This window comes from Pseudalkalibacillus hwajinpoensis (genome assembly GCF_039851965.1).
In the GTDB taxonomy this organism is placed as follows: Bacteria; Bacillota; Bacilli; order Bacillales; family Guptibacillaceae; genus Guptibacillus; species Guptibacillus hwajinpoensis_E.
Window position 1 is genome coordinate 459,260 of the sequence record NZ_CP156674.1, and the last position, 23,529, is coordinate 482,788.

The 23,529-nt window shown below is 42.2% G+C and carries 24 protein-coding genes; all 24 read right to left on the reverse strand.

All coding sequences use genetic code 11. From position 1 onward, the window contains the following. Positions 1–5: 5 nt before the first annotated feature. Complete coding sequence (gene rpsB, locus ABFG93_RS02285) at positions 6–737, reverse strand: 30S ribosomal protein S2 (protein WP_347550358.1); 732 nt, start codon at positions 735–737, stop codon at positions 6–8. 232 nt (positions 738–969) lie between these two features. Then, the gene (gene codY / locus ABFG93_RS02290; protein ID WP_347550359.1) at positions 970–1,746 is read right to left on the reverse strand and encodes a GTP-sensing pleiotropic transcriptional regulator CodY; all 777 of its coding nucleotides are present in this window, start codon (positions 1,744–1,746) and stop codon (positions 970–972) included. A 22-nt stretch (positions 1,747–1,768) separates the two neighbouring features. Further along, positions 1,769–3,160 (reverse strand): ATP-dependent protease ATPase subunit HslU, encoded by a 1,392-nt coding sequence (hslU, locus tag ABFG93_RS02295; RefSeq protein WP_347550360.1) that lies wholly within the window; start codon positions 3,158–3,160, stop codon positions 1,769–1,771. 30 nt (positions 3,161–3,190) lie between these two features. Beyond that, complete coding sequence (gene hslV / locus ABFG93_RS02300) at positions 3,191–3,730, reverse strand: ATP-dependent protease subunit HslV (protein ID WP_347550361.1); 540 nt, start codon at positions 3,728–3,730, stop codon at positions 3,191–3,193. A 20-nt stretch (positions 3,731–3,750) separates the two neighbouring features. Continuing rightward, a complete protein-coding gene (gene xerC, locus ABFG93_RS02305; RefSeq protein ID WP_347552728.1) occupies positions 3,751–4,656 on the reverse strand; it encodes a tyrosine recombinase XerC in 906 nt (301 codons plus the stop codon). A 61-nt stretch (positions 4,657–4,717) separates the two neighbouring features. Then, positions 4,718–6,022 carry an FADH(2)-oxidizing methylenetetrahydrofolate--tRNA-(uracil(54)-C(5))-methyltransferase TrmFO gene (trmFO, locus tag ABFG93_RS02310; protein WP_347550362.1) on the reverse strand — a complete coding sequence of 435 codons (1,305 nt, stop codon included), beginning with the start codon at positions 6,020–6,022 and terminating at the stop codon, positions 4,718–4,720. 15 nt (positions 6,023–6,037) lie between these two features. Further along, complete coding sequence (topA, locus tag ABFG93_RS02315) at positions 6,038–8,110, reverse strand: type I DNA topoisomerase (RefSeq protein WP_347550363.1); 2,073 nt, start codon at positions 8,108–8,110, stop codon at positions 6,038–6,040. Between the two features lie 71 nt (positions 8,111–8,181). Next, entirely contained in the window at positions 8,182–9,075 is an 894-nt protein-coding gene (gene dprA, locus ABFG93_RS02320; protein WP_347550364.1) for a DNA-processing protein DprA, read from the reverse strand. Between the two features lie 85 nt (positions 9,076–9,160). Beyond that, complete coding sequence (gene sucD, locus ABFG93_RS02325) at positions 9,161–10,069, reverse strand: succinate--CoA ligase subunit alpha (RefSeq protein ID WP_347550365.1); 909 nt, start codon at positions 10,067–10,069, stop codon at positions 9,161–9,163. 16 nt (positions 10,070–10,085) lie between these two features. After that, positions 10,086–11,246, reverse strand: coding sequence for an ADP-forming succinate--CoA ligase subunit beta (sucC, locus tag ABFG93_RS02330; protein WP_347550366.1), 1,161 nt, complete (start codon positions 11,244–11,246; stop codon positions 10,086–10,088). Between the two features lie 211 nt (positions 11,247–11,457). Beyond that, complete coding sequence (locus ABFG93_RS02335; protein WP_347550367.1) at positions 11,458–11,637, reverse strand: hypothetical protein; 180 nt, start codon at positions 11,635–11,637, stop codon at positions 11,458–11,460. 71 nt (positions 11,638–11,708) lie between these two features. Further along, the gene (locus ABFG93_RS02340) at positions 11,709–12,446 is read right to left on the reverse strand and encodes a ribonuclease HII (RefSeq protein WP_347552729.1); all 738 of its coding nucleotides are present in this window, start codon (positions 12,444–12,446) and stop codon (positions 11,709–11,711) included. A 94-nt stretch (positions 12,447–12,540) separates the two neighbouring features. Further along, a complete protein-coding gene (ylqF, locus tag ABFG93_RS02345; RefSeq protein ID WP_347550368.1) occupies positions 12,541–13,389 on the reverse strand; it encodes a ribosome biogenesis GTPase YlqF in 849 nt (282 codons plus the stop codon). Between the two features lie 18 nt (positions 13,390–13,407). Next, a complete protein-coding gene (gene lepB, locus ABFG93_RS02350; RefSeq protein ID WP_347550369.1) occupies positions 13,408–13,968 on the reverse strand; it encodes a signal peptidase I in 561 nt (186 codons plus the stop codon). A gap of 165 nt (positions 13,969–14,133) precedes the next feature. Beyond that, on the reverse strand, positions 14,134–14,478 hold the full coding sequence (gene rplS / locus ABFG93_RS02355; protein WP_347550370.1) for a 50S ribosomal protein L19: 345 nt from the start codon (positions 14,476–14,478) through the stop codon (positions 14,134–14,136). Between the two features lie 126 nt (positions 14,479–14,604). Continuing rightward, entirely contained in the window at positions 14,605–15,336 is a 732-nt protein-coding gene (gene trmD / locus ABFG93_RS02360; RefSeq protein ID WP_347552730.1) for a tRNA (guanosine(37)-N1)-methyltransferase TrmD, read from the reverse strand. A gap of 1 nt (position 15,337) precedes the next feature. Further along, complete coding sequence (gene rimM / locus ABFG93_RS02365) at positions 15,338–15,853, reverse strand: ribosome maturation factor RimM (RefSeq protein ID WP_347550371.1); 516 nt, start codon at positions 15,851–15,853, stop codon at positions 15,338–15,340. Continuing rightward, positions 15,850–16,266 (reverse strand): YlqD family protein, encoded by a 417-nt coding sequence (locus tag ABFG93_RS02370; RefSeq protein WP_347550372.1) that lies wholly within the window; start codon positions 16,264–16,266, stop codon positions 15,850–15,852. The genes rimM and ABFG93_RS02370 overlap by 4 nt, the downstream gene beginning before the upstream one ends. Before the next feature lie 123 nt (positions 16,267–16,389). Then, a complete protein-coding gene (locus ABFG93_RS02375) occupies positions 16,390–16,617 on the reverse strand; it encodes a KH domain-containing protein (RefSeq protein WP_347552731.1) in 228 nt (75 codons plus the stop codon). Positions 16,618–16,700: 83 nt separating this feature from the next. Next, complete coding sequence (rpsP, locus tag ABFG93_RS02380) at positions 16,701–16,973, reverse strand: 30S ribosomal protein S16 (protein ID WP_347550373.1); 273 nt, start codon at positions 16,971–16,973, stop codon at positions 16,701–16,703. A gap of 83 nt (positions 16,974–17,056) precedes the next feature. Then, positions 17,057–18,406, reverse strand: coding sequence for a signal recognition particle protein (ffh, locus tag ABFG93_RS02385; RefSeq protein ID WP_347550374.1), 1,350 nt, complete (start codon positions 18,404–18,406; stop codon positions 17,057–17,059). A 12-nt stretch (positions 18,407–18,418) separates the two neighbouring features. Then, positions 18,419–18,748: a putative DNA-binding protein gene (locus ABFG93_RS02390; RefSeq protein ID WP_347550375.1), complete on the reverse strand. Its 330-nt coding sequence runs from the start codon at positions 18,746–18,748 to the stop codon at positions 18,419–18,421. A 102-nt stretch (positions 18,749–18,850) separates the two neighbouring features. Next, positions 18,851–19,846, reverse strand: coding sequence for a signal recognition particle-docking protein FtsY (ftsY, locus tag ABFG93_RS02395; protein WP_347550376.1), 996 nt, complete (start codon positions 19,844–19,846; stop codon positions 18,851–18,853). 18 nt (positions 19,847–19,864) lie between these two features. Beyond that, on the reverse strand, positions 19,865–23,428 hold the full coding sequence (gene smc, locus ABFG93_RS02400) for a chromosome segregation protein SMC (RefSeq protein ID WP_347552732.1): 3,564 nt from the start codon (positions 23,426–23,428) through the stop codon (positions 19,865–19,867). Positions 23,429–23,529 lie beyond the last annotated feature (101 nt).

Here is a 23,529-nt window from a genome sequence, read left to right on the forward strand (position 1 = left end):
TGTTCTTATACAGATGTCTCTTCTGTTTCTACCGCTTCAACTTCTGCTTCTTCTTCTACTTTGCTTACTTCAATAATAGCATCAGCCATTTTAGCAGTTAGAAGTTTCACAGCGCGAATTGCATCATCGTTACCAGGGATAATATAGTCGATCTCGTCTGGGTCACAGTTTGTATCCACAATCGCAACGATAGGGATATGAAGTTTACGAGCCTCAGCAATAGCGATACGCTCTTTACGAGGATCAATAACAAACAATGCATCCGGAACGCCATTCATGTCTTTGATACCGCCAAGGAATCTTTCTAGGCGATCCATTTCTTTTTTAAGAAGGATAACTTCTTTCTTAGGTAGTACTTCGAAAGTGCCGTCTTCTTGCATTTTCTCAAGGCTCTTAAGGCGGTTAATACGTTTTTGAATTGTTTCAAAGTTCGTAAGTGTTCCACCTAACCAGCGTTGGTTAATGTAGTATTGACCTGCACGGATCGCTTCATCCTTAACGGAATCTTGCGCTTGTTTTTTCGTACCTACGAAAAGAACTTTACCACCGTCCTGAGCGATGTCACGAACGAAGTTATAAGCCTCTTCGACTTTCTTCACTGTTTTCTGAAGATCGATGATGTAGATACCGTTTCTTTCAGTGAAGATGTAAGGTTTCATTTTCGGGTTCCAACGACGAGTCTGGTGACCGAAGTGTACCCCAGCTTCAAGAAGCTGTTTCATAGAGATTACTGCCATGATTGTGTTCCTCCTAATGGTTTTTTAGCCTCCGCTTGCGTCTCGTTCGGGAAAAACTGCAGTCGCAGCACCACTTCCCAAATCAACAAGCGTGTGTGATTAACACCGTTGATTACTATACCACATAGAATTAAATGCTGCAAGTTGGATTTGGGAATTCAGCATTCACCTATTTCGGCAAGGTTTTCCCTTGCTCACAGAAATACGCTCCGGCTAAGCCGGAGCGCGTTTGTTATTGTGTCTTCAGTTTTGAAAGTTCAACAAGAAACTTATCGTTAAGAACTTTAATATAAGTTCCTTTCATACCGAGAGAGCGTGATTCAATAACGCCAGCACTTTCAAGCTTACGAAGTGCATTAACAATAACCGAACGCGTAATTCCTACACGGTCAGCAATTTTACTTGCTACAAGAAGCCCTTCGTTTCCTTCAAGCTCTTCAAAAATGTGCTCAATGGCTTCAAGTTCACTGTAAGAGAGGGAAGAAATCGCCATCTGAACAACTGCTTTATTTCTTGCTTCTTCTTCAATTTCTTCTGCTTTCTCGTGAAGAATCTCCATCCCTACTACTGTCGCTCCGTATTCAGCTAAAAGAAGGTCATCATTTGAGAACGAATCGCTCAGACGTGAAAGGATTAACGTACCGAGACGGCTTCCTCCCCCAACGATTGGTACGATTGTTGTTAATCCTTTTTCAAATAGATCACGGTTTTCTACCGGGAATGCTGTATATTCACTAGTAATATCTAAGTTAGAAGAGGTTTCATTAATGTTAAACAGGTTCTGCGTATATTCTTCAGGGAATTGACGCTCTGAGAACATTTTCTTCATGCGTTCGTTTTCGATTTCCTGGTTAATCGCGATCCCAAGTAGCTTTCCGCGTCGGCTTACAACGTACACATTAGCCATGATCACATCACGGAGTGTTTCCGCCATATCCGTAAAGTTAACCGCCCCTTCTGATTTTTGTAGCATTCCATTGATTCTTCTTGTTTTTTCAAGTAAATTCATAATTTTTATCCTCCTGTATGCATTATAAGATGAATTGGCTGAGGTCACGGTTCTTAGCAATAGAAGCTAACTTATCCTCAACGTACTCCGGTGTAATCGTAATGCTTTCTAGATTAATATCTGGTGCTTCGAATGAAAGATCTTCAAGAAGCTTCTCTAAAATTGTGTGTAGCCTGCGTGCTCCGATGTTGTCCGTATCCTGATTCACTTCCGTTGCAATTGTAGCAATTTTAAGAATAGCATCGTCAGAAAATTCAACTTTAATACCCTCTGTTTCCAATAAAGCTGTATATTGCTTCACAAGTGCATTATCAGGCTCTGTGAGAATGCGCTTGAAATCATCCACAGTTAAGCTCGCTAGTTCAACACGGATCGGGAATCGTCCCTGTAGTTCTGGAATAAGGTCTGAAGGCTTCGACATATGAAATGCTCCTGCGGCCATGAATAAAATGTGATCGGTTTTAACTGGACCATATTTCGTTGTTACCGTAGATCCTTCTACAATTGGCAGAATATCTCTTTGAACGCCTTCCCTCGAAACATCTGCAGATTGCTGGCTCTTCCCTGCCACCTTATCAATTTCATCAATGAAGATGATACCCGTTTGTTCTGTTTTCGAAACGGCATCCTGTGCTACCTCATCCATATCAACGAGTTTAGCAGCTTCATCCTGAGTTAATACTTTTCTTGCTTCAGAAACCGGGAGCTTACGCTTCTTCTTCTTCTTTGGCATAATATTTCCAAGCATATCCTGCATGTTCATGCCCATCTGCTCCATACCGGCACCCTGAAACATATCCATCATAGAATTATTTTGTTCTTCAACTTCAACTGTGATCATGCGATCCTCAAGTTCTCCAAGAGCGAGCTGTTGAGCAACCTGCTTTCGCTTTGATGAGATCGACTGTTCTTCTGAAGCCGTTGTGCTCGTGTCGTCCTGCCCTTGATTGCCAAACAACATTTCAAGCGGATTTTTGTATTGGGTCTGCTTCTTACCAGAAGGAACAAGCAATTCGACAATACGCTTATTCGCATTCTCCTCCGCTTTGCCTTTCACCTGTTCCATGCGATCTTCCTTCACAAGCCTGATGGATGTTTCAACAAGATCGCGTACCATTGACTCAACGTCTCTACCAACATAACCTACTTCAGTAAATTTCGTTGCTTCCACTTTAATGAATGGCGCATTTACAAGTCGAGCCAGACGCCTTGCAATCTCCGTTTTCCCTACGCCTGTAGGCCCAATCATTAAAATGTTCTTTGGGTTGACTTCATCTCTCAGCTTATCGCTTAAGAGCCCTCGTCGATAACGGTTTCTAAGTGCTACCGCTACCGCCTTTTTGGCGTCATTTTGACCAACAATATACTGATCAAGTTTCTCAACAATTTGTCTCGGTGTTAATGGATTAGACATACGATCTCCTCCAGGGATACAGTTTTAATACTAAATGGTTTCCACGATAATTTGATCATTTGTGTAGACACAAATCTCTGAAGCAATTTCCATCGATGCTCTCGCAATCTCTTCTGCACTTTTGTTCTCACTGTATCGCTTGAGCGCTCTGCCCGCTGAAAGTGCATAGTTAGACCCGGATCCAATGGAAAGTATGCCATCGTCCGGCTCAATCACTTCGCCTGTTCCTGAGATAAGAAGAAGCTCTTCTTTATTCATAACGATTAGCATAGCTTCAAGCTTTCTTAGCACACGATCACTTCGCCATTCTTTAGCGAGCTCAACCGCTGCGCGTTGAAGATTGCCACCGTATTCTTCAAGCTTGCTTTCAAACTTCTCAAATAAAGTAAACGCGTCTGCTACTGACCCTGCAAATCCAGCAATTACTTTTCCATGAAAGAGTCTTCTAACCTTCTTTGCTGTATGCTTCATCACTACAGCATTTCCAAACGTCACCTGGCCATCTCCAGCCATTGCACATTTGCCATTATGCTGTACTGCAAAAATCGTTGTTGAATGAAAGTCTCCCATAAGTTCCTCCTCACGAGCAATCACGCTCTTGGGTGATGGTCCATATATATATTTCGCAATCGATCACCTGTCACATGGGTATAGATTTGAGTTGTAGATAAATTGGCATGACCCAGAAGCTCCTGTACCGACCGCAGGTCTGCACCCTCATTTAACAAATGAGTTGCGAATGTGTGTCTCATCACATGAGGGCTTATATGTACATGCAGCGAAGCCTTCTCCACAATTTTATCAAGAATTGTGCGAACTCCCCTCGCTGTTACCCGAGCTCCTCTAAAGTTCAGAAAGAGAGCTTTTGTAGCTTCTTTCCCTGATGAAAGAAGCTTTACACGACCATCATCCATATACTTCTTAATCGCATCTATAGCAAAACTACCGATGGGTACGTACCTCTCCTTACGCCCTTTTCCGATTACAAAGATCGTGCCGATTGCAAAATCAATGTCTTCTAAATTAAGAGCAACACACTCACTAACACGAATGCCACACCCATAAAGGACTTCTAGCAGCGCCCTGTCTCTTTGACCAAGGGACGTGCTTGTATCCGGGGCTTCAAACAACTCACTCAATTCCTTCTCATACAAAAATTGAGGAAGTCGCTTTTCCTGTTTCGGTAGCGAGCTCATTGTGAAAGGGTTCACTTCGACGATATTCTCCCTTAAAAGAAAGCGATATAAACTACGTAACGTTGATATTTTCCTTGCAGCTGTTTTCCTTGCATAACCTCTTTCGTGAAGCTCCGTTAAGTAAATTCTAACGTCAGCATAAGAAACAGCAGCAAGGACATCGATCGTCTGCTGCTCCATGAAGGACTTAAAGTGTTCGATGTCCTGTAAATAACTTGAGATCGTATGTGGTGAACAATTCTTTTCAATCTGAAGATATTCAGAAAAAGACTGAATATGTGTCTTTTGATTGCTTTTCATAGTTATCACCTCAAAAGGCTCCTAAATCGTATCACAATTTAGAAGCCTTAGCAATAGGAATTTACATTATTTTTAAAAAATTCTGAATTGTTTCTAAGGCTCGGGTCGCAATCGTTTCATTCCGCTCTTTCTTACCTTTAATACGTGCTTCCAAAGGGGGGAAGAGACCAAAGTTTGCATTCATCGGCTGGAAGTTATCCGGATTGGCAGTTGTAATATAATTCGCAAGGCTACCAAGAGCCGTTTCCTCAGGAAATACAAGAGGCTCTTCTTCATTCATAAGACGAGCTGCGTTAAAACCAGCGATTAATCCTGAAGCCGCTGACTCCACATACCCTTCTACACCAGTCATCTGGCCAGCGAAAAATAAGTTTTCACGCGATTTATACTGATATGTTGCTTTTAATAAATTCGGTGAATTGATAAAGGTGTTGCGGTGCATTACACCATAACGGACGATGTCTGCATTTTCAAGTCCGGGAATTAACCGAATCACTTCTTTTTGTGGACCCCACTTCAAATGAGTCTGGAAGCCTACAATATTATATAGCGTACCCGATGCATTATCCTGTCTCAACTGAACCACAGCATAAGGACGCTTTCCCGTTCTCGGATCTTCGAGACCCACAGGCTTAAGCGGACCAAACGTCATCGTCTTGTGACCACGCTGTGCCATCACTTCAATCGGCATGCACCCTTCAAAGAAAATTTCTTTCTCAAATTCTTTAAGTGGGACCGTTTCAGCTGAGATCAGCGCTTCATAGAAAGAGTTAAACTCTTCTTCTGTCATTGGACAGTTTAAGTAAGCTGCTTCCCCTTTGTCATAACGAGATTTTTTGTACACCTTATTCATATCGATGCTTTCGGTTTCAATAATTGGTGCCGCAGCATCGTAGAAATATAAGTATTCTTCACCACTTAGTGCCTTCAGTTGATCAGAGAGATCTTTCGACGTAAGTGGCCCTGTTGCAATAATTGTTGGACCTTCCGGGATTGTCGTGCATTCTTCTGAAAAAACAGTCACATTCGGATGGTTTTTCACGTTTTCTGTTACTTTCGCAGCGAACTCGTGACGGTCAACCGCAAGTGCGCCACCTGCTGGCACTGCACACTCATCAGCCGATTTAATAATAACTGAATCCATCATGCGCATTTCTTCTTTTAATACGCCAACCGCATTCGTAAGTGTATTTGCTCTTAGCGAGTTACTGCAGACAAGCTCAGCAAACTTATCTGTGTGATGGGCCGGTGTCTGCTTCTTAGGGCGCATCTCATACAGGTGAACATTTACGCCGCGCTTTGCCAACTGCCACGCTGCTTCACTCCCTGCTAGTCCGGCTCCAATAACCGTAACATGTTTACTCATTGCTAAAACTCCTTACTAGTTTTCTTCTTCAATGAAATCACAGTTCACACACTTGATTTCTTTTTTCTTCTTCGTTTTCTTTTCAACAAGCAAGTCTCCGCATTTAGGACACGGTCGCTTTATCGGCTTATCCCATGATAGAAAATCGCATTCCGGGAATCGATCGCAACCATAGAAAATACGATTTTTCTTGCTTTTTCGTTCAACGACGTTACCTTCTTTACATTTCGGACAGGTGACCCCGACCTCTTTTAAGATCGGCTTCGTGTTTCGGCAATCCGGAAAATTCGAGCATGCCATAAATTTACCGTAACGCCCCATTTTAATCACCATTGGAGAACCGCACTTCTCGCAGTCTTCTCCAGCTGGCTCGTCTTTTATCTCAACTTCTTTCATTTCTTCTTCAGCGATTTTCAAACGCTGCTCAAAGTTCTGATAGAATTCGTTTATGACAGAAATCCATTCTGCATCCCCATCCTCGATTTTGTCAAGACTATTTTCAAGACCGGCTGTAAATTCAATGTTAATAATGTCCTGGAAAAATTCCAAAATAAGCTCAAGAACGATTTCACCAAGCTCTGTCGGTACAAATTTCTTATCTTCAAGAGCCACGTATCCTCGACGTTGGATTGTATCGAGGGTTGGTGCATATGTTGATGGTCTGCCAATCCCGAGTTCTTCCATCGTCTTTACAAGACGAGCTTCAGAATATCTTGGCGGCGGCTGGGTAAAGTGCTGTGTCGGATCGATTTCAGACGACTTCACACCCATCCCTTCTTCAAGGTCAGGAAGCATTTTGTCTTCTTCTTTCTTGTTGTCATCGTTTCCTTCCACGTACACTTTCATAAATCCTTTAAATTTCACTTTAGAGCCTGTAGCGCGGAACATAGTGCCATTGTTCTCTAGATCAACGCTCATTGTATCCATGATAGCCGGAGCCATTTGACTGGCTACAAAGCGTTCCCAGATCAGCTTATACAAGCGAAGCTGATCTCTTTTTAAGTAAGCTTTCATTTCCGCTGGATCGCGCATTACCGATGTTGGACGAACTGCTTCGTGAGCATCTTGAGATTTACCGGATTGTTTTTTAGCCGGTTTCCTCCCAGCAAGGTATGTTTCTCCATATTTTCCTTCTATATAATTCTTGGCTTCATCCTTAGCGGTCTCAGAGATTCTTGTTGAGTCCGTTCTCATATACGTAATTAAACCAACCGTACCCTGTTTTCCAATCGCAATCCCTTCATAGAGCTGCTGTGCAAGCATCATGGTTTTCTTCGCACGGAAGTTTAGCTTTCGTGCTGCTTCCTGTTGTAGAGAAGAGGTGGTAAAAGGAAGGGCTGGGTTTCGCTTACGTTCTTTCTTCTGAACAGATTGAATCTTAAACTGATCTCCCTCGATTCGATTAAGAACCTTGTCTACATCTTCTTTTGAATGAAGATCCGTTTTCTTTCCTTCTATCCCGTAGAATCCAGCCTCAAATTGCTCACCATCTTTTTCAAATGAGGCTTTGATTTTCCAGTACTCTTCGGCTTCAAAGTTCTGGATTTCTTTTTCTCTTTCAATAATTAAGCGAACTGCTACGGATTGTACCCGACCAGCACTTAATCCTTTTTTAACTTTCTTCCATAAAAGCGGGCTGATGTTATAGCCAACCAGGCGATCAAGCACACGGCGCGCCTGCTGCGCATCAACAAGATCCATGTTAATTGGTCGCGGTTGTTTAAACGCATCTTTGACCGCATCTTTCGTAATTTCATTAAATACAACCCTGCACTCCGCCTGCTCATCGATTTTCAAACTATGAGCGAGATGCCATGCAATTGCTTCCCCTTCGCGATCGGGGTCAGCTGCGAGATAGACTTTCTTCGCTTTTTTTGCAGCATCTTTAATTTCTTTCAGCACAGGGCCTTTCCCGCGTATTGTTATATATTTAGGTGCATAATTGTTTTCAACGTCAACGCCCATCTGGCTTCTCGGAAGGTCAATAACATGACCTAACGAAGCTTTCACCTGATATTTCTTCCCTAAATATTTTTCAATTGTTTTTGCTTTAGCGGGAGATTCAACAATAACTAGATAATCTGCCACAGTACGTTTCCTCCCCCCATTGAGGTGAATTTTAAAATCTTCCTTATTATTAATTATTCAAAACTCTTTTGTCAAATAGTGCTAGTTTCTTTTTCCCAAAAATGTGCTAATTCATTTAAGATATCATCTGCTTCTAATACAAGCTTTGCTCCTTGCTGGATGAGCCTATTTGTTCCGTCAGCATGAGCATCTGTTATCCGTCCTGGCAAGCAAAATACGTCTCGTCCCTGTTCAATTGCCTGATCTGCTGTGATCAATGAACCACTTCTTTTTCTTGCTTCAATAACTAATGTTCCTGCAGATAACCCGCTGATAATTCGATTCCGCTCAGGAAACTGGTGTTTCTCTGGAGGGCGATCAGGTGGATATTCTGATATCAGAAGTCCTTTTTTTGCGATCAGGGAAGCTAGCTCCTGATTAAGATTAGGGTAGATATGTTTAAAGCCGCTACCTAATACAGCAACCGTTCTACCTTGATGTAACGCCAGACGATGTGCGAGGGTATCAATTCCAATGGCTAGACCGCTAATTAACGTCCATCCTTCACTTACGATTGGGTTCAGGATAAAATTCATTGCTGTCTCTGCATTCTTAGAAGGATAGCGCGATCCTACGACGCTTAATGCCTTCTGATCATGGAGAAGCTGCTGGTTACCAATACAATAAATGACCCATGGTGGATCATAAATATGCGAAAGACGTTCCGGGTATGCTTGATCATACCTTGTCACAGCTTTTATTTCGCCTGCTTTTACATGCGATATTTTCCACGGCATTCTAATATGGAGATCTTCATAGAATACGTGGGCCTGCTCATTCGTAAGGCCAAATCTCCTTAACTCAGTAGCAGACATATCATATATGCTTTGAAGCGTTGGGTCAAATATGAGAAAGGATTCCATCACTTTCCAATCTGCTCCTCGACACTGGTGTAGCTGAATTAACCGGCTTCTAAACGTTCTCACTACCGCTTCTCCCCTATCAGGAACTAAATTTTAAAAGTTATCATTATGTATAAGAGAAATAGCTCCCGAACGGGAGCTATCGTCATTAAGCTTTATGTGTTGTGCACTTCTCGAGCAAGCCTTTATCTTCAAGCACAGAAATGAGCGTATCACCCATAACAGCAGGGGTTGGCGCAACTTTAATTCCACATGCTTCCATTGTTTTAATCTTCTCATCAGCCGTACCTTTACCACCTGAAATAATTGCACCTGCATGTCCCATACGTTTTCCTGGAGGTGCAGTTTGACCACCGATAAACCCTACAACCGGCTTGGTCATGTTCGCTTTCACCCATTCCGCAGCTTCTTCTTCTGCCGTACCACCGATTTCACCAATCATAATAACGGCATACGTATCGTCATCTTCATTAAAATCCTTTAATACATCAATAAAGTTTGTTCCGTTTACTGGATCTCCACCAATACCAACGGCAGTAGACTGTCCAATTCCAGCCTCTGAGAGCTGATGAACGGCTTCATACGTCAATGTACCAGAGCGAGAAACAACACCAACATGACCTTTTTTATGAATATATCCAGGCATAATACCGATTTTACATTCTTCAGGTGTAATCACACCAGGACAGTTCGGTCCAACAAGGCGTGTTTTCTTTCCTTCCATATAACGTTTTACTCTAACCATATCGATTACCGGAATACCTTCCGTGATACAAATAGCAAGATCCATTTCAGCGTCTACCGCTTCCATGATCGCATCTGCAGCAAACGCAGGCGGAACATAGATAACAGAAGCATTAGCACCAGTTTTTTGAACTGCCTGTTCTACTGTATTAAAAACAGGAACGCCTTCAACTTCAGTACCGCCTTTTCCTGGCGTTACGCCACCAACAATCTTCGTACCATACTCTAGCATTTGCTGTGTATGGAATAAACCAACTGATCCAGTAATACCTTGAACGATGACTTTTGTCTCTTGATTAATGTATACGCTCATTCCTAGTCCCGCCTTTCTACTTCACTAATGAAACAATTTTTTCTGCGCCGTCAGCCATAGATTCTGCAGCGGTAATATTTAATCCTGAATCTTTCAGGATTTGCTTTCCTAGATCAACATTAGTACCTTCAAGGCGTACCACAAGCGGAATTTCAAGACCAACTTGTTTCGTAGCCTCAACAACACCTTCAGCAATTACGTCACACTTCATAATACCGCCGAAGATGTTAACGTAGATTCCTTTCACATTCTTATCAGAAAGGATAATCTTAAAGGCTTCTGTCACTTTCTCAGCTGTCGCGCCGCCCCCAACGTCAAGGAAGTTAGCGGGGTCGCCGCCGTAGTGCTTGATAATATCCATCGTAGCCATAGCAAGCCCTGCGCCGTTGACCATACAGCCGATATTACCTTCAAGAGCGATGTAGCTTAGCTCATATTTAGATGCTTCGATTTCTTTTGTATCTTCTTCGTCAAGATCACGAAGCTCTAAGATATCTTTATGGCGATAAAGGGCGTTTGGATCAAAGTTTAACTTTGCGTCAAGCGCCATAACATTACCGTCTCCAGTTGTAACAAGAGGGTTAATTTCTGCAATTGATGCGTCTTTTTCTACAAAAACTTTGTATAAACCAAGCATGAATTTAACCGCTTTATTTACTTGTTCTTTCGGAATATTAATATTAAATGCTAACCTTCTAGCCTGATAACCTTGAAGGCCTACGGCAGGATCGATGACCTCTTTAAAAATTTTTTCGGGGCTATGTTCAGCCACTTCTTCGATTTCTGTTCCGCCTTCTTCAGAAGCCATCATAACCACTCGTGAAGTGACACGATCAAGAACAAGACCTACATAATACTCCTGCTTAATATCGCATCCTTCTTCAATAAGTAAGCGCTTTACTTCTTTACCTTCTGGTCCAGTTTGATGAGTGACAAGCGTTTTCCCGAGAATTTCCTCGGCATATGTACGTACTTCATCAAGGTTTTTGGCAATTTTAACACCACCAGCCTTACCTCGACCGCCTGCATGGATTTGTGCTTTAACAACATAAACACTACTGTCTAATTGCTTTGCAACGTCTACCGCTTCTTTAGCGGAGTACGCGACTTGTCCATTAGGGACTGATACCCCGTAGCTTCTTAGGACTTCTTTTCCTTGATACTCATGGATATTCATTCTCTCATCCTCCTATCCTACTCAAACAAATCTTTGACGACGTTTTCATTGTATAGAAAATTCACACCGATTGTCTACCCTTTTGTCTAAAAGTCCCTATTCTTAATAAAATAGGTTCATTCCTAGGAGCTTATTATAGGTTGAATTACCAGCAAACTCTATTGGATAAAGATAGGGTTTGTCCCCTTAACAAAAAAAACAGAAAAACGGATTATCTTCCGTCTTCCTGTTCTTCTTTCCCTTGCTTTCCAGGCGGGCTGTCTTGCTGCTCCCGTTTCTGATGGTCTGTGATTGTTAATTCCCTTGCAGCAGCCGGAGTATAAACACCAAACTCTTCTCCTGCCTCTTCATAAAATGAATCGTTCTTTTCTGGATGCACACGATCATTCACTGATTCTCTTCTCCTTTTATCTGGTATAGGAGTAGTATCAACAAAAGCAGTAATTTCATGCAGGCTTCCTTCTAAAACATCCCGAGTCGATCTCTCACCGGCGCAAATGATTTTCGGTGCGCTTCAGTTACACCGTATTCATCCAATGCCGATAGGTGCTCCTTTGTCCCATACCCTACATGTCGTTCAAAACCATATCGAGGATAAGTATGTGCTAACTCTTTCATCATCCGATCTCTCGTCACTTTGGCTACAATGGACGCTGCAGCGATGCTAACGCTTCTTGCATCACCTTTTATTAGTGACTCCTGTTTAATAGGAACAGGTAGCTTCATCGCATCCACAAGAAGCATATCTGCGGGAAAACGTAAAGCCTCCACCGCTTTTTGCATTGCTTTTCGGGTCGCCTGATAAATATTTAATTCATCAATTTCCAACGGAGTCATTATGCCAGTACCAATCGCAATCGCATGGATATGTATTTTGTCGTAAAGCTCATTGAGGGTCGGTTTTGACAGTTTTTTCGAATCCTGCAACCCTAGAATCGGGACATCAGGGTTTAAAATGACCGCTGAAGCAACCACAGGCCCTGCCAGAGGCCCCCTTCCTACTTCATCGACTCCAGCTATAGCTTGATAGCCAAGATTGCTGTATTGCGCTTCAAAGACGCTCATTGCTTTATGTTTGTTAATTAGCTTTTGTTTCTCTTGTATTTTCTTCTCTTCACGAGCAATCAATTTCATAACGCCTTTACGTTCATCTTTCTTAAATTCTTCCCAATCTTCACTAGTGAATTGCTGGTTAGCCATTAACTGTTCTATTTCGTTTATCGATCGGTTGCTTTTCCCACTCACACGTTTCCCTCTTTCCACTTTTGAATCGAAAAAAGGTAAGGCGCAGGCCTTACCTTTCCGGCGTCTCCAGTGTAACGTCACCGAGTTTGCCACTTCTGAGCTCTCTTAAAACCGTTTCAGCAGTTTTATCGTAATCAATCCAGCCGCCACTCATTAAAAAGCCGCGCTTTTTTCCAATTTCGTCGAAGAGTTCGACAACGTCTTCAGGAATATGATCCAGCTTGTAACGGTCCTTTAAACGTTCAGGATAGTGAGCGCTAAGAAACTTAAGCACAAACACAGAAATATCCTGAAAATCAAGAATTTCATCCTTGATCGCACCTGTAGCGGCAAGCTTGTATCCTGTTAATTGATCTTCAAATTTCGGCCATAATATCCCTGGCGTATCAAGAAGATCCATTTCATCTCCAACCTTGATCCACTGCTGCTTTTTGGTAATACCTGGTCTGTCACCTGTCTTAGCGATTCTTTTCCCTGCAAGACGATTAATCAGGGTAGACTTTCCTACGTTTGGAATGCCAAGAATCAAGGCGCGAACCGCACGCGGCTTCATTCCCTTTTCAATCATTCGATCAATCTTATTACTTACAAGCTCCCTTGCTGCACCAGGAATGGACTTAACTCCTTTGCCTGTTTGAGAATCAATCGATAGTGCTTTATGTCCTAGCGATTGAAAATAGTGCTTCCACTCTGACGTCTTCTGGTCATCAGCCATATCAGCCTTATTTAGCAAGATGAGTCTCGGTTTGGAAGAAACGATTTCATCAATCATCGGATTTCGTGATGCAAGAGGAATCCGAGCATCTACCAGTTCAATTACAACATCAATCATTTTCAGCTTTTCGGTAATCTCCCGGCGTGCTTTTGCCATATGTCCAGGAAACCATTGAATCGTCATGCCATCTCCACCTATTCTCTATTCCATCACTTGTAAATCCGTTAGTGGCCAGAAGATGATGTTAGCTTCTCCCACTACTTTTTCCATTGGTACAAATCCAATGGAACGGCTGTCTTTGCTATGCTGACGGTTATCTCCCAACACGAATAAATGATCTTCTGGTACAGTCATTTGACCTGTCACCCCTGTAAGATCAAAGTCATAGGTTAAATCTCCATCGAGACCGTTCTTAAATGGATCAAGATACGGTTCTTCAATTGGTTCATCATTTACATACAGCGTATCGTCCTTGTATTCTATTTTGTCACCGGGAAGCCCTATCACTCGTTTAATATAGTCTCGTCCTTCAACTGCTTCAAATACGATAATATCAAAGCGCTCTGCATCTCCAATATTATAACTAATTTTGTTAACAATCATTCGGTCGCGGTCGTGGAGTGTCGGCATCATACTTTCCCCATCAACAACTATTGGAGCAAAGATAAAGTAGCGAACCGCTCCTGCAAGGATAAACGCAATGACGAGCGCTCTGATCCATTCCCAGGAGTCTTTTTTATCTGCTGTTCTCTTGCTATTCATGCTCGTTCCTCCTACATTAAAAGGGTATTTTTTTAAATCCTTTTCCCTTTATGACTTTCCTACAAACCTGTATGTACTTCTCCATTTTAACATAGCATTCTAAGTGAGGGTATCTTTAGAAACAGAAAAAAGAAGCCTGACTGAGCAAGCTCCTTTTCCTTAACTTTATCGAATTTCTTTAATACGAGCGGCTTTACCACGAAGTGCACGCAAGTAGTATAGCTTAGCACGGCGAACTTTACCGCGACGAGCAACTTCAAGCTTAGCAATTTTCGGTGAATGTACAGGGAATGTACGCTCAACACCTACGCCGTAAGAAATCTTACGTACTGTAAACGTTTCGCTAATTCCGCCACCACGTCGTTTAATCACAACACCTTCGAATAACTGAATACGCTCACGAGTGCCTTCGACAACTTTAACGTGAACTTTAACAGTATCTCCTGGTCGGAAATTAGGAAGATCCGACTTAAGCTGGTCTTTTGTGATATCCTGGATTAACTTGTGCATCAAGTAACCCTCCTTCCACACAGATGCTCTTATAAATAATGAATCATTACAGCGGAACATCGTAATACGTGACCAATGCCACAACTGATATCATAGCATAGCATAATTTAGATTACAAGAAAGAATTCAGTCGGATTCTTTCTTAATTTCTTCAAACATTTTCTGCTCTTCAATTGTAAGATTCTTGGCTTCAATGAGATCCGGTCTTCTATTCCATGTCCGTCTTATGGACTCTTTCAGTCGCCACCGATCAACGGCGGCATGATTTCCTGAGAGGAGCACATCTGGCACCCCGATCCCCTGAAACTCTGCAGGTCTGGTGTAATGAGGATGTTCGAGCAGACCATTACTAAAAGAATCTTTCGGTGCAGAATCCTTATTACCTAGAACACCAGGTAATAACCTTGTCACACTATCAATCACGACCATACTCGCAAGTTCTCCTCCGGTTAAGACAAAGTCTCCAATCGATATCTCATCTGTAACAAGATGCTCACGAATCCGTTCATCATAACCTTCATAATGCCCACAAACAAAAATCAAGTGATCCTCTTCCGCAAGCTCTTCCGCCTTCTTTTGGGTGAACCGCTCTCCCTGGGGACACATTAATATCACTCTCGGACGTTTTCCTTCAGACAGAGCATCTACAGCGTCGAACACAGGCTGTGGTGTCAGGACCATCCCGGCTCCACCGCCATATGGATAATCATCAACGTTTTTATGCTTATTGGAACTGTAGTCTCTAAAGTTTGTTACCTGGTAAGAGACGGCTCCACTTTCTTCTGCTCGCTTTAGGATGGAATGACTAAAAACCCCGGTAAACATATCAGGAAACAAAGATAGTACATCAATCTTCATGCTAGTCACGAAGTCCTTCCATTAAATGCACAGTAATCTTTGCCTCTGTTAAATCCACCTTCTTAACAACTTGAGCAATATACGGCAATAATAGATCCTTACCACCACCGGCACTTTGAACAACCCAGACGTCATTCGCTCCAGGCGAAAGAATTTCCTTCACCTTTCCTAGGAATTCATTTTCTTCGGTGTACACCTCAAGTCCAATGATGTCACGGTAATAGAATTCTTCCTCCTCTAATTGTCCCCCCTGGTCTTCCATGATCTTCAAGATGCCCTCTTTCATATGTTCTACCTCATTGATATTGTGGTAGCCTTCAAACGTAAGCAAATCAAACTGCTTATGCTTTCGATGTGAGGACACTGTTAACCCAACCGGTTCGTCATTCTTAAATAAATACAGGCGACTACCTACAGCATAGCGCTCTTCAGGGAAATCCGTACGCGAAATAACCCGGACTTCTCCTCGTACACCATGGGTATTTACGATCTTGCCAACGTTAAGCCATTCTGTCATCTCATTATGTCCTTTCCTCTTGAATCAGGGAAGATGCTTTGAACAATCCCGTCTTTAACAACTATTTTACCTTTTTCTCCGCTTTCATGCCACTCATCCCCAACCTGGATTTCCTGAACCGATTCCACTTCTCCATCGTACAGTTCGCTTCCCTCTGGCAGAAGATCAAGCTGATCAATTTTATATTCTAAATACGAAACCCGCTCAGATCGTGAACGGATTTCTTTATCGAATTGTTCGGAAATCCATTTTTGATCTGAAGGACGTTTCTTCTGTAATCGTTTTTTTTCAAACTGAAGGTGCTCACATTCTTGCTTTAGAGAACTTCTCTCCTTCTGCCATTTTTTGAGATAGGAAGCCCGGCTTAAATCAGTTAGAATTTGTTTCACTTCATACTTCATTATTATTTTCAAAGCGCTACCCCTCCATTATGTAGATAGGTGGTACTATCCGATTCTGACATGGCCGCCAGGATAAGATGAGAAAAAGCTATCCTTCGTCTCTAACGTAAAAAAAAGAGGAGTTTCATCTCCTCCCTACAGAACATCTAACTGTACACGTTTCGGTGCTTGAACAGCAGCTGCATTCATGACTGTTCGGATGGATTTTGCGACCTTCCCATGTTTGCCAATCACCTTTCCAGTATCATCAGCATGAACATGAAGCTTGTAAATATCTACTTGATCTGTCGCTTCCTTCTCAACACGAACTTCATCGGGATGGTCCACAAGCGCTTTAACAATCGTCTCAACTAGGGCTTCCATTGTCATATCCCCACCTTTTGAAAAAATGACGGACTGGATACACCAAAGGAGGCTTTCAAGAAAGCCTCCTCTAAGGTGTTATGTTACTTAGTGTTTTTTGCGTTGTGAAGCTTCTCCATAAGTCCTTCAGTGGAGAATAAGTTACGTACTGTATCAGAAGGCTTAGCGCCTTTAAGCATCCAATCAAGAGCTTTCTCTTCGTTGATTTTCACTTCAACAGGATTAGCAACCGGATTGTAAGTTCCGATTTCCTCGATGAAACGCCCGTCACGTGGTGCACGTGAATCAGCAACAACTACGCGATAGTAAGGAGCTCTTTTAGCACCCATACGCTTTAAACGAATTTTAACTGCCATGTCTTTCACCTCCAAAAATATTCACATAAATAAATATAATATCATAAATTTATACTCTTGTAAAGAGAAAATTTATTTCGTTTTTATTGCATGAATGGAAAATTCATGCCCTTACCCTTTTTCTTGCCGCCTTTTGACATGTTCGTCATCTGCTTCATCATTTTCTTCATCTCATCAAATTGTTTCAAGAGACGATTAACGTCTTGCACAGATGTTCCACTTCCGACAGCAATTCTTTTTTTACGACTCGAATTGATGATATCGGGTTCCTCTTTCTCACGAGTTGTCATCGATTGAATGATCGCTTCAACTCGACCGATTTGCTTTTCATCAACACTTACATTCTTCATGGCTTTCTTGTTCATACCAGGAATCATGTCCATCAATTCATCAAGCGGTCCCATACTTCGAACCTGTCCAAGCTGCTCAAGGAAGTCATCGAACGTAAAGCTCATCGTCCTCATTTTTTTCTCGAGTTCTTTCGCCTTATCTTCGTCAACAGACGTTTGTGCCTTTTCAATGAGCGTTAGAACGTCTCCCATTCCAAGAATACGCGACGCCATCCGCTCGGGATGAAATGGTTCAAGCGCATCAAGCTTTTCACCCATACCGGCGAACTTGATTGGCTTATCTGTAACGGACTTAATCGAAAGGGCAGCTCCCCCTCGTGTATCTCCATCGAGCTTCGTCAGAACAACTCCGGTAATGTCGAGGGCCTCATTAAAACTCTCAGCTACATTAACCGCATCTTGACCCGTCATGGAATCAACGACAAGGAAGATTTCATCAGGTGTTACAGCTTCCTTTACATCTTTAAGTTCCTGCATGAGGTTTTCATCAATGTGTAAACGGCCTGCTGTATCAATGATAACGTAATCGAGATGTTCTTCTTTTGCTTTTTCTATCGCTTTGGAAGCAATCTCAACTGGACTAACTTGATCGCCCATTGAAAACACTGGCATACTAAGTTGTTTACCGAGCGTTTCGAGCTGGTTGATTGCTGCAGGACGATAAATATCTGCCGCTACAAGCAATGGTTTGCGATTATGATTTTTACGTAGATGGTTTGCAAGCTTCCCGACAGTTGTCGTCTTACCTGCACCCTGTAGACCGGCCATCATAATAACAGTCGGCGGGCGGCTTGAAACAGCAATTTTGCTCTGCTCGCCACCCATTAGCGCTGTCAGCTCTTCATTAACAACTTTAATGACTTGCTGACCCGGCGTCAGGCTTTTCATAACTTCCTGACCGACGGCTCGCTCTTTAACCTTGTTGATAAACTGTTTTACGACTTTAAAGTTAACATCAGCTTCAAGCAGGGCGAGCCTTACTTCACGCATCATTTCTTTTACGTCAGCTTCTGTTACTTTCCCTTTGCCACGAATCTTCTGCAGGGTGTCTTGCAGTCGGTCGGCTAACCCTTCGAATGCCATGTTCGCCGCCTCCTAATCCAGTTTTTCAAGAGATTTAATCAATGACAGCGCCTTGGAGCTCTCATTCTCACTCACAATAGCTTCTCTGAGCTGCTTTAGCAGCTCCTGACGTTTGATGTATCGCTCGAATAGCAACAGTTTTGCTTCATATTCTTCTATCATTTGCTCGGTTCGCTTAATGTTATCATAGACAGCCTGACGGCTAACTTGAAATTCTTCTGCGATTTCACCAAGGGAATAATCATCTAGATAATACAATGCCATATAATTTCGCTGTTTCGGTGTTAAGAGCGACTGGTAAAAGTCGAATAACGAGTTAATTCGCATCGTTTTTTCTAGCATTGTTAACAGCCCCTTGTTAAGGTAATCACCTTTACGTTAATTATACTACTATGCGTCATATTATTTGTCAAGATTTTTTCTTAACACAATTGATCATTGATTTTATTCGTCGTTTTCACGATCTTCTTCAATGATAGAAGAGAATAATCCATAAACAAATGTGTCTGGATCAAATTCTTGAAGATCATCTATTTTTTCTCCGAGCCCTACGAGTTTAACAGGGATATCGAGCTCATGTCGAATCGCGAGCACAATACCACCTTTCGCTGTTCCATCAAGCTTAGTAAGGGCAATTCCTGATACATCGGTCGACTGACCGAACTGCTTCGCCTGGCTCATTGCATTCTGTCCTGTAGTGGCATCAAGGACCAGGATCACTTCGTGTGGACCTGAAGGTACTTCCTTTTGAATAACACGCTTAACTTTTTCAAGCTCGTTCATTAAGTTGACCTTGTTCTGAAGCCGTCCTGCTGTATCGCAAAGTAGGATGTCTGCCTGACGAGATTTCGCAGATTGTACAGCGTCAAATACAACAGCAGCAGGATCTGAACCAGCCTGGTGCTTGATTACATCAACGCCCGCTCTTTCTCCCCACACATCTAGCTGTTCAATCGCACCAGCCCGGAACGTATCTCCCGCTGCAAGCACAACCTTCTTTCCTTCCTGCTTGAACTTGTGAGCAAGTTTCCCGATCGTTGTTGTTTTCCCTACTCCGTTAACACCAACAAATAAGAAAACGGTTAGGCCATCCTCCTGGACATTAAGTGAACCATCTTCATCAGATTTATGAAGAAGTTCAGCAAGTTTCTCTGAAATAACGCTTTGAAGATCCTTTGTGTCCTTGATGTTACGTGTTCTGGCTTCATCTTTTAGCACATCAATCAGGTCCATCACGGTGGCGACGCCAACATCTGCCCCAATGAGGAGTTCTTCTAGCTCCTCGAAAAAGTCTTCATCGACTTTCCGGTAATTTTTAACGAGGTTGTTCATCTTTGTTGAGAAAGATGTTCTTGTTTTTTCTAGCCCGTCTCTGAACTTGTCTGTTACTTCGTCTGTTTGTGTCGTGAATTTATCTTTAAGCTTCTTAAAAAAACTCATGTTAATTCCCCCTGATCGTTAGTGCGAGACTAAATGCTTCGATTCTTCCAGTCTAACCGAAACAAGTCTCGATACACCTGATTCTTGCATTGTTACTCCATAAAGAACGTCTGATTCTTCCATTGTCCCTTTACGGTGCGTAATGACAATAAACTGTGTTTTTTCACTAAATTGCTTTAAATAGCGAGCAAATCGGTTTACGTTGGCATCATCTAGCGCCGCTTCTACTTCATCAAGGACGCAGAAAGGTACTGGTCGTACTTTTAAAATCGCAAACAGTAATGCAATCGCTGTAAATGCGCGCTCACCACCTGAAAGAAGGGCGAGGTGCTGAAGTTTCTTGCCAGGAGGCTGCGCTACAATATCAACGCCTGTGGTGAGAAGATTTTCAGAATCAGTTAAAATCAGATCCGCTTTCCCTCCGCCAAATAGCTCTTTAAATACAATTTGGAATTGAGAGCGGATTTTCGTAAACGTCCCTTCAAAACGCTTTTTCATTTCCTCATCCATCTCACCAATGACATGGTAAAGCGTTTCTTTTGCCTGCAATAGATCCGCCTGCTGATCGTTTAAGAACGTGAACCGTTCATTTACGCGCTCATACTCATCGATTGCGCCAAGGTTAACTGTACCAAGCTCATCAATTTCTAGCTTAATTAATTTTAATTTTCGTTTTGCTTCATCCGGTTCATACTTGAGCACATGTTTCTCTTTTGCAGCTTCATACGTTAGTCCGTATTCTTCACTCAACATTGTTAGACGATTTTCAAGCTCTACATCAAGTCGGTTAATCCTGACTTCAACTGCTTGCATGAGCCCTGACAGTTGTTTTTCCTCTGCAATTAACAGATCAAGCTTCTTGCTAATGGTTTCGATCTCTTTTTGAAGGGAGACCTTCACTTCTCGTTCCTTTTGAAGAGATGTCAGCAACGCTTCTTTCTCAGTGCGCAGAGTAATAATGTTCTGATCCAGCTTTTCTTCCCCATTTGAGTTAGAGGACATGGCTTCTGATAACAGCGTATACTCTTCTGTTGTTTCTTTAAGCTGTGTGTTCGTATCGTTTTGTTCTGATGTTAGTCGATGGAGCGTCTCTTTTTGATTTTGGAACGATTGCTGATGTTCAGCAACCTTCACTTTTAAATCAGTTATTTCGGTTTGGATCGATTCACGAGAAGTCTGCTGGGTCTGCTTCTTCGCCGTCAGATTTTCAATCTTCTCTTCTAATTCCGCAGCTTGTTTTGTAATGATTTCCAAACGATCAGACAAATAAACGCTTCTAGCCTGGTGGGTTTCTTCTTCATCATCAATAGCCTTTTTCTCACGATCATAAAGCTCGAGACGTTCGTTAGTATTACGTTCTTCTCCCTCGATTCGTTTCAAGTCTCCAAGAAGAGATTGTTCTTCGAGACGAAGGTTTTCCCCCTTTTCTCGTAACGAATCAAGAGTCACTTCTAATTCTGCAAGTTCGGCCTTGTCCTCTTTTATTTCTTGCTCGGCTCCAGCTGTTTTCTCCTCCATATCTGCAAGCTTTTTCTCCAATTGCTCAAGATCTCGCTGACGACTTAGCAGAGACGATGATTTCTGCTTAACACTCCCCCCGCTCATTGAGCCACCGGGATTGACTACATCTCCTTCGAGCGTAACAATGCGCGTTCTGTATTGCATAATTTTCGCAAGCTCATTCGCGCCCTTCAGCTCTTTGGCTATCAATACTGAGCCGAGTAAATTTTCTAGAACAGACTTATATTTCGAATCATATTGAAATAAATCCGAGGCAACACCGACCAAAGCCTCATGCTGTTTAACTCGCTCAAGGTCATACCCGGAGATTTTTCTGGATTTAACGACTGTTAAAGGTAAAAAGGTCGCGCGACCGGAACGGTTCTTCTTCAGGAAGCTAATTGCCTGACGACCGTACTCCTCATCCTGTACAACGACATTTTGCATCGCACTACCAAGGGCAGTTTCGAGAGCCGTCTCGACTTCCTTTGGAACCGTAATAAGTTCAGCGATAGCCCCTTCAATCCCTCGGAGCTCTTCTCTTGCTTTCAATACTTCCTTCACACCCTGGAAGAAGCCAGCGTAATCATCCTGCATTTCTTCAAGCATTTCTTTCTTTGACTTATACTGTTGGATATACTGATATGCTTGATATAGTTTGGATTCTTTCTCGCTAACGGATTTCTTCTTCTCCTCGACATCATGCTTACTCTTATAAAAACGGGAAACGTGAACTTCAAGAAGCTTCTTTGATTCGTTTAATTGATTGGAGAGGTCCGTTTTCTTATCGTCAACCTTACTTCGCTCTTCAATAAATTTATGGTTATCCCCATCAAGGCGCTGTTTTCGCTGCTTTAGTACGGATAGTTGATCCTGAAGGTAGCGATTTTCATTTCGAACCGATGCCTGTTCATTCAGAAGCTCGAAATAATCCGATTTCATTCGATCGATCTCCTGCTCAATATCCTGCTCGATATCAGAAAGCAGCTCTGTTTCCTTTTTAAGACGTGCCTTTAAATCACTCAGTTCTCTCTTTTGCTGCTCGAACTTCGTGCGATGGTGTTCAATTTCTTGTTCATAATACGTTTTCTTTTCTTGTAAGAACGCGATCCGTTCTTTCAAATTCGATCGATTTTGATGGGCATTTTTCTTGCGCTCTTTCAGTACTTCCTTTTTTCCTTCTAGCTTCTCAAGTTCTTCACTCGTATCAAGCAACTTTTGTTGATACATTTCTAAATCATTTTCCGATTGATCAAGTTTAAGACGAGCCTTCGTAACGTCTTCCTTCTTTAATTGGATCGCTTCAGCAAGTTCATTACCTTTCACTTTTAATGAATCAAGCTCGGCCGTCTTTTCCTTCCATGCACGGTGATACTCTTCAATTTCGTGAACCGTAAGCGCTGCTTCAATTTTTTCGAGATCTTCTCGTTTTTGCAAGTAATCTTTAGCAATTGACGCCTGCATTCTCAGCGGTTCTACCTGATCTTCTAGTTCATACAAAATATCTTCTACACGATGTAAATTATCTTCCGTTTCTTTCAAACGTGATTCGGCCTTGTTTTTACGTGTTTTGTATTTAAGAACCCCTGCGGCTTCTTCAAAGATTTTACGACGTTCTTCTGATTTACTGCTTAGAATTTCCTCTATTCTACCCTGTCCAATAATCGAAAAGGATTCTTTACCGAGCCCTGAATCCATAAAAAGTTCAACAATGTCTTTCAGACGGCACGTCTGATTATTTAATAAGTACTCACTATCTCCCGAACGATAGACGCGCCTTGTCACACTCACTTCGTTATATTCAATTGGAAGGTATTGATTAGTATTATCAAGAGTCAGCGTCACTTCTGCTAGATTAACAGCTTTTCTAGTGTCGCTCCCTGCGAAAATAATATCTTCCATTTTAGCGCCTCTGAGTGACCTGGCCGACTGTTCACCAAGCACCCATCGAATCGCGTCATTTATATTACTTTTGCCGCTTCCGTTAGGACCGACAACTGATGTTACTCCTGGGACAAACTCAACTGAAATACGATCGGCAAATGATTTAAAGCCGACTACATCTAATCGTTTGAGGAACATCATCTTTCCCCCTCATCTGTTTCATCTATGTATGAAAATCAACCACTAATTGATTTTTTAATTCACTAACTGCCTTATTTTATCACATATTAACGACCTCT

Coding starts and splice junctions, on each gene's coding strand:
- rpsB (WP_347550358.1), bottom strand. CDS start 737: ATGGCAGTAATCTCTATGAAACAGCTTCTTGAAGCTGGGGTACACTTC.
- codY (WP_347550359.1), bottom strand. CDS start 1,746: ATGAATTTACTTGAAAAAACAAGAAGAATCAATGGAATGCTACAAAAA.
- hslU (WP_347550360.1), bottom strand. CDS start 3,160: ATGTCTAATCCATTAACACCGAGACAAATTGTTGAGAAACTTGATCAG.
- hslV (WP_347550361.1), bottom strand. CDS start 3,730: ATGGGAGACTTTCATTCAACAACGATTTTTGCAGTACAGCATAATGGC.
- xerC (WP_347552728.1), bottom strand. CDS start 4,656: ATGAAAAGCAATCAAAAGACACATATTCAGTCTTTTTCTGAATATCTT.
- trmFO (WP_347550362.1), bottom strand. CDS start 6,022: ATGAGTAAACATGTTACGGTTATTGGAGCCGGACTAGCAGGGAGTGAA.
- sucD (WP_347550365.1), bottom strand. CDS start 10,069: ATGAGCGTATACATTAATCAAGAGACAAAAGTCATCGTTCAAGGTATT.
- sucC (WP_347550366.1), bottom strand. CDS start 11,246: ATGAATATCCATGAGTATCAAGGAAAAGAAGTCCTAAGAAGCTACGGG.
- ABFG93_RS02340 (WP_347552729.1), bottom strand. CDS start 12,446: ATGGCTAACCAGCAATTCACTAGTGAAGATTGGGAAGAATTTAAGAAA.
- ylqF (WP_347550368.1), bottom strand. CDS start 13,389: ATGACGATTCAATGGTTTCCTGGACATATGGCAAAAGCACGCCGGGAG.
- lepB (WP_347550369.1), bottom strand. CDS start 13,968: ATGAATAGCAAGAGAACAGCAGATAAAAAAGACTCCTGGGAATGGATC.
- rplS (WP_347550370.1), bottom strand. CDS start 14,478: ATGCACAAGTTAATCCAGGATATCACAAAAGACCAGCTTAAGTCGGAT.
- trmD (WP_347552730.1), bottom strand. CDS start 15,336: ATGAAGATTGATGTACTATCTTTGTTTCCTGATATGTTTACCGGGGTT.
- rimM (WP_347550371.1), bottom strand. CDS start 15,853: ATGACAGAATGGCTTAACGTTGGCAAGATCGTAAATACCCATGGTGTA.
- ABFG93_RS02375 (WP_347552731.1), bottom strand. CDS start 16,617: ATGGAAGCCCTAGTTGAGACGATTGTTAAAGCGCTTGTGGACCATCCC.
- rpsP (WP_347550373.1), bottom strand. CDS start 16,973: ATGGCAGTTAAAATTCGTTTAAAGCGTATGGGTGCTAAAAGAGCTCCT.
- ffh (WP_347550374.1), bottom strand. CDS start 18,406: ATGGCATTCGAAGGGTTAGCCGACCGACTGCAAGACACCCTGCAGAAG.
- ABFG93_RS02390 (WP_347550375.1), bottom strand. CDS start 18,748: ATGCTAGAAAAAACGATGCGAATTAACTCGTTATTCGACTTTTACCAG.
- ftsY (WP_347550376.1), bottom strand. CDS start 19,846: ATGAGTTTTTTTAAGAAGCTTAAAGATAAATTCACGACACAAACAGAC.
- smc (WP_347552732.1), bottom strand. CDS start 23,428: ATGTTCCTCAAACGATTAGATGTAGTCGGCTTTAAATCATTTGCCGAT.